Source organism: Amycolatopsis melonis (assembly GCF_040064235.1).
Classification (GTDB): domain Bacteria; phylum Actinomycetota; class Actinomycetes; order Mycobacteriales; family Pseudonocardiaceae; genus Amycolatopsis; species Amycolatopsis melonis.
Map to the genome: position 1 here is coordinate 1 of NZ_JBDZYD010000013.1, position 12,606 is coordinate 12,606.

Consider the following 12,606-nt stretch of genomic DNA (forward strand, 5'->3'; position numbering starts at 1 on the left):
GGATGTGTTGTGCTCCTTAGAAAGGAGGTGATCCAGCCGCACCTTCCGGTACGGCTACCTTGTTACGACTTCGTCCCAATCGCCAGTCCCACCTTCGACCACTCCCTCCCCTTACGGGGTTGGGCCATGGGCTTCGGGTGTTACCGACTTTCATGACGTGACGGGCGGTGTGTACAAGGCCCGGGAACGTATTCACCGCAGCGTTGCTGATCTGCGATTACTAGCGACTCCGACTTCACGCAGTCGAGTTGCAGACTGCGATCCGAACTGAGACCGGCTTTAAGGGATTCGCTCCACCTCACGATATCGCAGCCCTCTGTACCAGCCATTGTAGCATGTGTGAAGCCCTGGACATAAGGGGCATGATGACTTGACGTCATCCCCACCTTCCTCCGAGTTGACCCCGGCAGTCTCCCACGAGTCCCCGCCATCACGCGCTGGCAACGTAGGATAAGGGTTGCGCTCGTTGCGGGACTTAACCCAACATCTCACGACACGAGCTGACGACAGCCATGCACCACCTGTACACCAACCACAAGGGAAGCCCCATCTCTGGGGATGTCTGATGCATGTCAAGCCCAGGTAAGGTTCTTCGCGTTGCATCGAATTAATCCACATGCTCCGCCGCTTGTGCGGGCCCCCGTCAATTCCTTTGAGTTTTAGCCTTGCGGCCGTACTCCCCAGGCGGGGCGCTTAATGCGTTAGCTACGGCACGGACAACGTGGAATGTCACCCACACCTAGCGCCCAACGTTTACAGCGTGGACTACCAGGGTATCTAATCCTGTTCGCTCCCCACGCTTTCGCTCCTCAGCGTCAGTATCGGCCCAGAGACCCGCCTTCGCCACCGGTGTTCCTCCTGATATCTGCGCATTTCACCGCTACACCAGGAATTCCAGTCTCCCCTACCGAACTCAAGTCTGCCCGTATCGACCGCACGCTCCACGTTAAGCGTGGAGATTTCACGGCCGACGCGACAAACCGCCTACGAGCTCTTTACGCCCAATAAATCCGGACAACGCTCGCACCCTACGTATTACCGCGGCTGCTGGCACGTAGTTAGCCGGTGCTTCTTATCCAGGTACCGTCACTTGCGCTTCGTCCCTGGCGAAAGAGGTTTACAACCCGAAGGCCGTCATCCCTCACGCGGCGTCGCTGCATCAGGCTTGCGCCCATTGTGCAATATTCCCCACTGCTGCCTCCCGTAGGAGTCTGGGCCGTGTCTCAGTCCCAGTGTGGCCGGTCACCCTCTCAGGCCGGCTACCCGTCGTCGCCTTGGTAGGCCACTACCCCACCAACAAGCTGATAGGCCGCGGGTTCATCCTGCACCGCCAGAACTTTCAACCCCCGAGGATGCCCCCGAAGGTGATATCCGGTATTAGACCCCGTTTCCAAGGCTTATCCCAGAGTGCAGGGCAGATTACCCACGTGTTACTCACCCGTTCGCCACTCATCCACACCCGAAGATGCTTCAGCGTTCGACTTGCATGTGTTAAGCACGCCGCCAGCGTTCGTCCTGAGCCAGGATCAAACTCTCCAACAATGTCTTCGAATTCAATCGAGGCAAAATACTTGCTCTCAAAGGAAACCCCGACGAGGGGGTTTACCATAAATAAGCTCTACTGGCTTAGTTCACTAGCACACTGTTGAGTTCTCAAGCAACACACTTCGGACTCGCCACCTTATCGGTGGTTTTGTCCTCGGCGTTTGTTCCAAGCTTTTGGTCGAGCATGCCGAATCCTACGGGCTTAGTCGTAGGGGGTCGGCGGCCGCTCGTGGGCCGACGCTGAACATTACCCGGTCCGATCCGCGGTGTCAACCCGCTCGTCCCGGCCGGATCTTCGGGGCTTGCGGCCCCGGGGCGACCCGGTGTTCCTGGCGACGAAGAGAAGATTACATGCCCTCGAACCCCCCTCCGACAGGGGGGTCACTTAACGCCATTGCCGCAGGTCAGAACGTGCACGGAGGGCTACGACGACGGCAGGTACCGCGGCGGGACCCTGGCCGGGGCCACGCGCTCGAAGTCCGCCGCGAGGGCGAGCATCCGGGCGTCAGACCACCGCGCCCCCATGAACGAGATCCCCACCGGGAGTGGTCCGGCGAACCCGGCAGGCACCGTCACGTCCGGATAGCCCGCGACCGCCGCCGGGGTCGAGGACGGGATCACGTCGTTGTCGCCCACCGCGCAGTCGGTCTTCCACGCCGGCGGGTTGGTCGGCGACGCGATCGCGTCCAGGTGGTACTTCGCCAGCGTTTCGTCGAGCGAACGGCGGGCGAGGTCCGTCAGCTCCGCGCGCGTCGCCCGGTAGCCAGGGTCGGACGGCGGCGGCGCGGCCAGTGCCTGCTCGAACAGCTCCTGGCCGGCGAAGCACGTCCGCTCCAGCGGGTCCGCCCGGTTGTAGGCGATCAGCCCGGCCAGGTTCCGCGGGCCCACCGGGCGGGTCGCCAGGTAGGCGTCGATGTCGCGGTGGAACTCCGTGAGCAGCGCCGGGAACTCCAGCTCCAGCAGCCGCGGCTGGTACGGCGGGGTCACCTCGACCACCGTCGCACCGGCCCTGACCAGGGAGTTCCGCGCCGCGGTCATGATCGCGTCGGTCTGCGGGCCGAGGACCGGCAGCCGCCACAGTCCGATACGGGCGCCGTGCAGGACACCCGGACGGAGGAACTTCGCGTAGTCCGACGGCTGGGTGCGCGGATACGTCGCGGTCGCCGGGTCCGCGGGGTCGCGGCCCTGCAGGACCGACAGCGTCAGGGCCACGTCGACGACGTTGCGGGCGATCGGCCCGGCGGTGTCCTGCTCGGCGGAGATCGGCACCACGCCGGTGCGGCTGACCAGGCCGAGGCTGGGTTTGTGACCCACCGTCGCCGTCATCCCCGCCGGGCACACGATCGAGCCGTCCGTCTCGCTGCCGATCGCCACCTGGGCCAGCGACGCGGCCACGCCGGCCGCCGATCCGGCGGACGACCCGCACGGGTTGCGGTCCAGCACGTACGGGTTGTTCGTCTGCCCGCCGACGCCCGACCAGCCCGACGTCGGCTTCGCGGCGCGGAAGTTCGCCCATTCGGAGAGGTTGGCCTTGCCGAGGATGACCGCGCCCGCGTCCCGCAACCGGGTGATCAGCGTCGCGTCCTTCGCCGGGTAGCTCCGCAGCGCCCGCGAGCCCGCCGTCGTCCACTGGTCGCGGGTGTCGACGTTGTCCTTGACCAGCACCGGGATGCCGTCGAGCGGGCCGCGCAGGCGGTGGGCGCGACGCCGGGCGTCGCTCTCCCGGGCCTGGCTCATCGCCGCCGGGTTGACCGCCAGGACGGCGTTGACCTTTCCGTCGATCCGGTGAATCCGGTCGAGGTACTTCCTGGTCAGTGCGGCCGCGCTGAGCCTGCCGGACGCCATCCGCGCCTGCAGTGCCGGGATGTCGGCGGAGTCGAGGTCGAACGGCGCGGCCGACGCGGGAACGGGCGCGGCGGTGAGGAACGCGAGAACGGCGGCCAGCACCGTGAGGAACGCCGGCCGCCGCCTCATCAGAGCACCGGCAGCAGCGTGCGGAGTTCGTACGGGGTGACCGCGCTGCGGTAGTTGTCCCACTCCACGCGCTTGTTCCGCAGGAAGAAGTCGTAGACGTGCTCGCCGAGGGCCTCCGGCAGCAGCTCGGACTTCTCCATCTCGGCCAGTGCCTCTCCCAGGTTCTGCGGCAGCTGCGCGTACCCGGCGGCGCGCCGCTCGGCGTCGCTCAGCTGCCAGATGTTGTCCTCGGCGGGCGGCGGCAGCTCGTAGCCCTTCTCGATCCCCTTGAGCCCGGCGGCGAGGATGACCGAGTACGCCAGGTACGGGTTGCACGCCGAGTCCAGCGTACGGATTTCCACCCGGCGGGATGACGCCTTTCCGGGTGAATACATCGGGACGCGGACCAGCGCGGACCGGTTCGCGCGGCCCCACGAGACCGTCGTCGGCGCCTCGCTGCCGCTGATCAGGCGCTTGTAGGAGTTCACCCACTGGTTGGTGACCGCCGAGATCTCCTTGGCGTGGTGGAGCACGCCGGCGACGAAGGCCTTCCCGGTCTCCGACAGCTCGTGCGGGTCCTCGGCGTCGTAGAACGCGTTGCGGTCGCCTTCGAACAGGCTGACGTGGGTGTGCATGCCCGAGCCGGGCTGGTCGGTGAACGGCTTGGGCATGAACGTCGCGCGCACGCCCTGGGTCAGCGCGACCTCCTTGACGACGTAGCGGAACGTCATCACGTTGTCGGCCATGGTCAGCGCGTCGGCGTAGCGGAGGTCGATCTCCTGCTGGCCGGGTGCGCCTTCGTGGTGGCTGAACTCGACGGAGATGCCCATCGCCTCGAGCGTCTCGATGGCGTGACGGCGGAAGTGCGTCGCCGTGGCGTGGCTGGCCTGGTCGAAGTAGCCGCCGTTGTCCGCGGGCTCCGGCTCACTGCCGTCGTCGGGCATGTTCGAGAGCAGGAAGAACTCGATCTCGGGGTGGACGTAGCACGTGAAGCCCGCTTCGGCGGCCTTCGACAGCTGACGGCGCAGCACGTGCCGCGGGTCCGCCCAGGACGGCGACCCGTCGGGCATCGCGATGTCGCAGAACATGCGGGCCGAGTACGGGCCGCCTTCCGGGGTTTCCCAGGGCAGTACCTGGAACGTCGACGGGTCCGGCTTGGCGACCATGTCCGATTCGTAGACGCGCGCGAAGCCCTCGATGGCCGAGCCGTCGAAGCCGATCCCGTCGTTGAACGCACCCTCGAGCTCGGCCGGCGCGACGGCGACGGACTTGAGGAACCCCAGCACATCGGTGAACCAGAGTCGGACGAAACGGATGTCGCGCTCCTCGAGCGTGCGGAGCACGAATTCCTGCTGGCGATCCATGGCCGCACCCTAACCACAGCGTGTTAACGGGATGTTTCACGACGCGCCGAGGGTGACGAAGTCAGCTCGCGAGCACCGCGACCGGCTTCCTCGCCCGCGAGATGGCCAGCGACGCGGCCGACGCGATGATCGCCAGTACGGCCGCGGAATACCAGGCCAGGGTGTAGTTGCCGAGGTGGTCGCGGACCAGGCCGGCGGCCGACGCGGCGAACGCGGCGCCGAGCTGGTGGGAGGCGAAGACCCAGCCGAACACGATCGGGCCGGCGTCGCCGAACGCGCGGACACAGAGCGCGACGGTCGGCGGGACCGTTGCCACCCAGTCGAGGCCGTAGAACAGGATGAACGCCCACATGCTCGGCTGCACGCTGTCGGTGAACAGCTGCGGCAGCAGCGCCAGCGAGAGCCCGCGCAGGGCGTAGTAGACGCCGAGCAGGATCCGCGGGTCGACCCGGTCGGTGAGCCAGCCGGAGAAGATCGTGCCGACGACGTCGAAGACACCGACCAGGGCGAGCAGGCTCGCCGCGGTCGTCTGCGGCATGCCGTGGTCGTGCGCGGCCGGCACGAAGTGGGTGCCGACCAGGCCGTTCGTCGTCGCGCCGCAGATCGCGAACCCGACGGCGAGCAGCCAGAACGTCCGGGTCCGGGCGGCCTGCCCCAGCACCGACAGCGCGCGGCGGACCGAGCCGGTCTTCGCCACCGGTCGGGTGATTTCGGCGTCGGCGGGCGCGCCGTAGGCCGTGGTGCCGACGTCGGCCGGGTGGTCGCGGATCACCAGCAGGACGACCGGGACGACGGCGAGCGCGGCGATCGAGATCACCAGCGACGCCGTCCGCCAGCCGGAGTTCACCGCCAGGTTCGCGATGAGCGGCAGGAAGATCAGCTGGCCGGTGGCACCCGCGGCGGTCAGGACGCCGGTGACGACGCCGCGGCTGCGGACGAACCAGCGGGTGGCGACCATCGCGGCGAAACCCATGGCCATCGAGCCGGTGCCGAGGCCGACCAGGACGCCCCAGCACAGCACCAGCTGCCAGCTCGCGGTCATGAAGACCGTGCCGCCCGCCCCCATGGCGATGACGAACAGCGCCGTCGCCGAGACGCGGCGGATGCCGAAGCGCTCCATCAGCGCGGCCGCGAACGGCGCGAAGAGGCCGAAGAGGACGAGGTTCACCGACACGGCGGAACTGATCGTGGCGGTCGACCAGCCGAACTCCTCGTGCAGCGGGTCGATGAGGACGCCGGGGGCGGCGCGGAAGCCGGCGGAGGCGAGCAGCGCGACGAACGCGGCACCGGCGATCAGCCAGGCGCGGTGCAGCTTCGGGGCGGGACGGGTCTCAATGGTCACTGACGCAGTCTCACCGCGCGCGCGAAGGGCCGAAAGTGGCCGGGAGGACATCATCCGCAAGGATCGGGCCAACGCCGCGTGCTCAGTAGGCTCACGCCATGTCCCGCCTCGCCCCGCTGCTCGTGCTCCTGCTGCTGGCCGGCTGCACCGGATCACCCGACACGCGCGGGCCGTTCCCGCCCGGCGCCGAGCTGGTCCGCGACGCGGCGACGTCGTTCGCGTCGGTGCGCAGCGTGCACTTCGCCGCGGGGGTCAACGGCGTGCTGCCGGGCTTCCCGCTGCGGCAGATCGAGGGCGACGCCACGCTCGACGACGGCGGCGCGGCGACCGGCACGGCCGACGTCCAGGACGGCGAGGGGCACACGAAGTTCCGCTTCACCGTCCGGGACGGCGAAGTCACGACGGACCCCGATGTCGCCCGCGGCCGTGTGCCGGAGATGTACGCGGTGAGCACGTTCCTCGGGCCGTCCGCCGGGCTGAAACGGCTGCTGGACGGCGTGACCGGTGCGAAGACCGAGGGCCAGGAGAACGTCGACGGCGCTGCCGCCCTGCGGGTCGGCGGTGTGGTGCCCGGGGCCGTCGCGCACGGGGTGCTGCCGCAGATCACCGCGGACCTCACCGTCAAGGTGTGGGTCTCCGCGGATGCCGCGCGGCGGTTCGCGCGGCTGTGGGTGCAGGTCCCGCCGGCGGGTGACCACCTCAGCCCCGTGATGATCGAACTGTCGCTGACCAGGCAGAACGCCCCGGTCCGGGTCGGCTAGCAGCGGGTTCCGGCGGCCGGGAGCGTGCCGTCGGTCAGGTAGGCGATGCCCGTGCGGTCCACGCACGCGTTGCCCTGCAGGAACACCGTGTGCTGCACGCCTTCGAAGGTCAGCAGGACGCCGCCGAGGTCCTTCGCCAGCTCCTCGCCCTGCCGGTACGGCGTCGCGGGGTCGTGCGTGGTCGAGACGACCAGGGTCTTCGGCAGGCCGGGCGCGTGCGGCGGGTGCTCGGCCGACGTCGGCGGCACCGGCCAGGTCGAGCAGATGTCCAGCTCGCTCGTGTCGGGCGTGCCGCCGTCCAGGAACGGCGCCCCGGCCAGCATCTTCTCGTGGGCGCGGTCGATCGCGGCCCGGTCGGTGACGCGGGTGTGGTCGACGCAGCGGACGGCGAAGTACGCGTCGAGCGCGCCGCTGTAGTGGCCGTCGTGGTCCCGCTCGTAGTAGCCGTCGGCGAAGGCCAGCAACGTCCGGCCGTCGCCCTCGGCCAGCCGGGTCAGTGCGCCGTTCAGCGCCGGCCAGTCGCCGCGGGAGTACAGGCCCGCGAACGTGCCGGTGACGGTGTCCTCGAACGACAGGTGCCGCGTCCCGGCCGGGACCGGGCGGGTGATCAGCGGGCGCGCGAGCCGCTGGAACGCCTCGGTCGTGCGGGCGGGGTCGTGGCCGAGTGCGCAGTCGCGGCGGGCCGCGCACCACCGGCCGAACTCGGTCAGCGCGTCCTGGAAGCCCGCGGCCTGCGTGACCAGCGAGTCCACCAGGCTCTGCGCGGGGTCGATCGCGCCGTCGAGCAGCAGCGCGCGGACACGGTCCGGGTACGCCTCGGCGTAGGCCGCGCCGATCTGCGTGCCGTACGAATAGCCCAGGTAGGTCAGCTTCTCGTCGCCGAGGGCGGCCCGCAGGACGTCGAGGTCGCGGACGACGTCCCGGGTGCCGGCGTTCGCGAGGAACTCCTTGCCGTACTTCGTCGCTTCGGCGCACTTCGCGCCGTACGCGGTCGTTTCGGCGAGCTGCTTCTTCACTCCTTCGGGCGAAAAATCGCTCTCGACGTCGGTGGCGCGGTCCGCGTCGACCTCGGCGTCGGTGCGGCAGGTGATCCGCGGCTCGCTGGTGCCGACGCCCCGCGGGTCGAACCCGACCAGGTCGAAGCGGTCCAGCAGCGGCGCGGCAGCGGCCGACTTCGCCAGCGACGCGGCCGTGGCCGTGCCCGAGCCGCCGGGACCGCCCGGATTGACCACCAGCGAGCCGATCCGCTGCTTCGCCGCCTTGTGCCGCAGCAGGCCGACCGTGACGGTCCGGCCGTCCGGGGCGGCGTAGTCCAGCGGCACGGTCAGCCGCGCGCAGTCGAGGGTCCGCTCCCCTGCGCACGGCTGCCAGTTCAGCTGCTGGGTGGTGAACTTCCGCAGGTCGGGCGGGGCGGGCGGCGACACGGGCGCACTCGTGCACGCCGCCAGCAGCAGGACCGGCGCGAGCGCGGCTACTGCCCGGAGCACCGGGTCCCCTCCGGCGGCACCGTGCCGTCCACGAGGTAGTCCACGCCCGCCTGGTCCACGCACTTCACGCCCTGCAGGAACACCGTGTGCTGGGTCCCCTCGAAGGTGAGCAGCGCGCCCTTCAGGCCCTTCGCCAGGTTGACCCCGGCCTGGTACGGCGTCGCCGGGTCGTTGGTCGTCGAGATGACCAGGGTCTTCGCCAGGCCTTCGACGTTCGGCACGTGCGGCTCGGAGGTGTTCGGCACCGGCCAGAACGCGCACGCGTCGCGTGCCGCCGAAGCCGGGCGGCCGTCGTCGAGGAACGGCGCCACCTTCACGTACTCCTGCTGCGCCTTGAGGATGACGGCCGGGTCGGTGACGCGCGGGTCGTCGACGCAGCGGATCGCCGTGAACGCGTCCTGGGTGGTGCCGTAGCGGCCGTCGGAGTCGCGCTCGTTGTAGATGTCGGCCAGCTTCTCCAGCGTCGCGCCGCGCTGCCGCTTCAGCTCGTTGAGGCCGGTGTTCAGGGTGTCCCAGAGACTCTCCTGGTAAAGCGCCTGGATGACGCCGGTCGTCGCGTCCTCGTAGGAGAGCTTGCGGCCGTCGCCGACCGGGACCGGGAAGTCGATCAGCGGCCGGACCAGGTCCTGGAACGCCTTGACCGCGCCGGCCGCGTCCCGGCCCAGCGCGCAGTCCTGCTGGGCGGCACACCACTGCGCGAACTGCGTGAACGCCGTCCCGAAGCCCTGGCCCTGCGCGACCAGCGACTCGACCGCGTCCTGGTCGGGGTCCACGGCGCCGTCGAGGATCATCGCGCGGACGTTCTTCGGGAAGGCCTCGGCGTAGGCCGAGCCGATCCGGGTGCCGTAGGAGTAGCCCAGATAGGTGAGCTTTTCGTCGCCGAGGACCGAGCGCAGGACGTCGAGGTCCTTCACGACGTCCCGGGTGCCGACGTTGGCCAGCATCGCGGTGCCGTCCTCGGTGCGCTGGGCGCACTTCGCGGCGAAGTCCTTCTCCTGCGCTTCCTGCTTCTGCACACCCGCCGGCGAGCCGTCGGTCTCGCTGTCGTCCGCGCGGTCGGCGTCGCGTTCGGCGTCGGTGAGGCAGTGGATGGCAGGCCGGCTGGCGCCGATGCCACGCGGGTCGAAGCCGACCAGGTCGAAGCGCTTGGCCAGGCCGGTGCCGGTCGCGGGCTTGATCAGCCCGGCGGCCGCGACCATGCCGGAGGCGCCGGGGCCGCCCGGGTTGACCACCAGCGACCCGATCCGGGCACCCGCGTCGGTGGCCTTGTGCCGGAGCAGGCCCAGCGTGACGGTGTCCCCCGCCGGTTTCGCGTAGTCCAGCGGCACGGTCAGCCGCGCGCACTGGATGTCCTTCGCCTGGAACGCCGACCGCGCGTCTTCCGATGTCGCGTAAGGTGCGCAATCGGCCCAGGTCAGGCTCTGGCCGTAGAACCGCTCCAGCCCGGCGGGCACCGGCCCGGACGGCGGGTGCGACTCGGTCGTCGGGGCGGGCGGGGTGGCCTTGCCGGTCGTCGTGCACGCGGCCAGCGAGGCCACGAGCAGCGCGGACGTCGCGATCGCGGTGATCCGGCGACGATGGGACCTGGCGCTGGGATGAGGGAACACGGTTGGATCGTCCCATCCGGCCGCGGAACTCGAACGCACCACCGTCGCGTTGGGTGGTGGAGGCCGGCCGAGCGAGAGAGAACGGGAGACCAGGGGTGGCAGCACTGATCAGCCGGATGGGCAAGAAGCTCCGCCGGATCATCCAGCGGCCGGGCAGCGTCGAGCTGACCCGCTACGAAGCACTGCTGCCCGCGGTCGAGAAGCTCGAACCCGAGCTGGAGAAGCTCTCCGACGAGGAGCTGACCGAGCGGGCGAAGAAGCTTCGCGAAGACCTGAAGGACACCGCCTTCGGCGACGAGCAGCTGATCGAGGTCTGCGCGCTCGGCCGCGAGGCCGCCAAGCGGGCGCTCGGCGAGCGCGCGTTCGACGTCCAGGTGCTGGGCACGATGGGCATCCTCACCAAGCACGTCGTCCAGATGGAGACCGGTGAGGGTAAGACGCTCGCCGGTGCGCTGGCCGCCGCCGGGTACGCGCTGCGCGGAAAGCGCGTTCACGTCGTCACCGTCAACGACTACCTGGCCCGCCGCGACGCGGAGTGGATGGCCCCGGTGTACGCCCTGCTCGGCGTGTCGGTCGGCTGGGTCGAGCCGTCGCACTCGCAGGAGCAGCGCAAGGAGGCCTACGCCAAGGACGTCACCTACGGCGCGGTCGCCGAGATCGGCTTCGACGTGCTGCGCGACCGGCTGGTCACCCGCGTGGACGACCTGGTCCAGCCCGAGCCCGAGGTCGCGATCGTCGACGAGGCGGACTCGGTGCTGGTCGACGAGGCCCGCGTGCCGCTGGTGATGGCGGGCTCGATCGACCGCAGCGACGCCGACGAAGAGGTCGCGAAGATCGTCCGGCGGCTGCGGCTCAACCTCCACTACGAGACCGACAGCGAAGGCCGCAACGCCTGGCTGACCGACGCCGGTTCCTCGGTGGTCGCCAAGTCCCTCGGCATCGACGTCGACGACCTGTTCAACGACCAGGCCTCCGACCGGCTCGCCGCGGTCAACGTCGCCCTGCACGCCCACGCGCTGCTCACCCGCGACGTCGACTACCTCGTCCGCGACGGCAAGGTGCAGCTCATCAACGCCGCCCGCGGCCGCGTCGCCGAGCTGCAGCGCTGGCCGGACGGCCTCCAGGCGGCCGTCGAGGCGAAGGAGCAGGTCACCGCCACCGACCGCGGCGAGATCCTCGACTCCATCACCGTCCAGGCGCTGCTCGCGCGCTACCCCGAGGTCGCGGGCATGACCGGGACCGCGGTGGCCGTCGCCGAGCAGCTGCGCGAGTTCTACGAGCTGGAAGTCGCGGTCATCCCGCCGAACACCCCGAACATCCGCGAGGACCTCCCCGACCGGATCTTCGCCTCGCCGTCGCAGAAGCTGCGGGCGATCGAGGAGGAGATCCGGCGGGTGCACGAGACCGGGCGGCCGATCCTCGTCGGCACCCAGGACGTCGCCGAGTCCGAAGAGCTGGCCGAGAAGCTGGCGAAGGTCGACCTCGAGTGCGTCGTGCTCAACGCGCGCAACGACGCCGAAGAGGCCGCGATCATCGCCGAGGCAGGCAAGAAGGGCGCGGTCACCGTGTCCACCCAGATGGCCGGCCGCGGCACCGACATCCGGCTGGGCGGCACCGACGGCGAGAGCCGCGACGAGGTCGTCGAGCTGGGCGGGCTGCACGTCATCGGCACCGCGCGGTACCCGTCGAGCCGCCTCGACGGGCAGCTGCGCGGCCGCTCCGGCCGCCAGGGCGACCCGGGCAGCGCGATCTTCTTCGCGAGCCTGAACGACGAACTGGTGCTGTCGAACGCGCCGGACGTGCCCGAGGGCATCGCCGCCGACGAGGAGACCGGCGAGATCACCGACCCGGCGGCGCTGCGGCAGCTCAACCACGCCCAGCGCGTCGCCGAAGGCGTCGACCTGGAGATCCACCGCAACACCTGGCGCTACACGCGGCTGATCGAGCGGCAGCGGCGCGACCTGCTGGTGCACCGCGACAAGGTGCTTCGCACCGCGTACGCGGCGGAGGTGCTGGAGAAGGCGCACCCGGAGAAGTTCGCCGAGCTGAAGGAGAAGCTGGACGACCAGGAGAAGCTGGAGCAGATGTGCCGCGAGGTGCTGCTGTTCCACATCGACCAGCTGTGGTCGGACCACCTGGCGTACCTGACCGACGTCCGCGAGAGCATCCACCTGCGGGCGCTGGCCCGGGAGACGCCGCTGGACGAGTTCCACCGCGCGGCCATCCCCGAGTTCCACAAGATCATCGGCGAGGCCGACTCACGGGCGGCGAAGACCCTCGAAGAGGCCGAGCTGACCGACGAGGGCATCGACCTCGGCGACGCCGGTGTCCGGCGGGCCAACACGACGTGGACCTACCTGGTGCACGACAACCCGTTCGACTCCGACTTCGAGCAGACCATCAAGAAGGTCCGGAGCATGATCAAGCGCAAGTGACCCGGCCGGGGGGGGGGGGGGGGGGGGGGCCCCCCCCGGGGGGGTACCGAGTCTTAGGGGCGGGGATGGCGATGTGGACCAACATGATGGGCCGGAGCTTGAAAACGCGCAA

Annotated in this window: 7 protein-coding genes and 1 rRNA gene; 2 read left to right on the forward strand and 6 right to left on the reverse strand. The window is 69.7% G+C overall.

From position 1 onward, the window contains the following. Window positions 1-20: 20 nt before the first annotated feature. The 4 genes from ABJI51_RS31380 to ABJI51_RS31395 all read right to left on the reverse strand — a co-directional run bounded on the left by ABJI51_RS31380 (window position 21) and on the right by ABJI51_RS31395 (window position 6,204). Window positions 21-1,542 (reverse strand): 16S ribosomal RNA (locus ABJI51_RS31380). Between the two features lie 426 nt (window positions 1,543-1,968). Next, window positions 1,969-3,519 (reverse strand): amidase, encoded by a 1,551-nt coding sequence (locus tag ABJI51_RS31385; protein WP_348954672.1) that lies wholly within the window; start codon window positions 3,517-3,519, stop codon window positions 1,969-1,971. Further along, window positions 3,519-4,862: a type I glutamate--ammonia ligase gene (glnA, locus tag ABJI51_RS31390; RefSeq protein WP_348954673.1), complete on the reverse strand. Its 1,344-nt coding sequence runs from the start codon at window positions 4,860-4,862 to the stop codon at window positions 3,519-3,521. The genes ABJI51_RS31385 and glnA overlap by 1 nt, the downstream gene beginning before the upstream one ends. A gap of 61 nt (window positions 4,863-4,923) precedes the next feature. Then, the gene (locus ABJI51_RS31395; RefSeq protein WP_348954674.1) at window positions 4,924-6,204 is read right to left on the reverse strand and encodes an MFS transporter; all 1,281 of its coding nucleotides are present in this window, start codon (window positions 6,202-6,204) and stop codon (window positions 4,924-4,926) included. A gap of 98 nt (window positions 6,205-6,302) precedes the next feature. Between ABJI51_RS31395 and ABJI51_RS31400 the strand changes: the two genes are divergently transcribed. Further along, window positions 6,303-6,965: an LppX_LprAFG lipoprotein gene (locus tag ABJI51_RS31400; protein WP_348954675.1), complete on the forward strand. Its 663-nt coding sequence runs from the start codon at window positions 6,303-6,305 to the stop codon at window positions 6,963-6,965. Here ABJI51_RS31400 and ABJI51_RS31405 read toward each other — a convergent pair. After that, a complete protein-coding gene (locus tag ABJI51_RS31405; RefSeq protein WP_348954676.1) occupies window positions 6,962-8,452 on the reverse strand; it encodes an alpha/beta hydrolase in 1,491 nt (496 codons plus the stop codon). The two genes, ABJI51_RS31400 and ABJI51_RS31405, sit on opposite strands and share 4 nt — an antisense overlap. Further along, a complete protein-coding gene (locus ABJI51_RS31410; protein ID WP_348955003.1) occupies window positions 8,437-10,011 on the reverse strand; it encodes an alpha/beta hydrolase in 1,575 nt (524 codons plus the stop codon). The genes ABJI51_RS31405 and ABJI51_RS31410 overlap by 16 nt, the downstream gene beginning before the upstream one ends. A gap of 143 nt (window positions 10,012-10,154) precedes the next feature. On the opposite strand from ABJI51_RS31410, the gene secA2 reads away from it, so the two are divergent. Continuing rightward, window positions 10,155-12,494, forward strand: coding sequence for an accessory Sec system translocase SecA2 (gene secA2, locus ABJI51_RS31415; protein ID WP_348954677.1), 2,340 nt, complete (start codon window positions 10,155-10,157; stop codon window positions 12,492-12,494). Window positions 12,495-12,606: the final 112 nt, after the last annotated feature.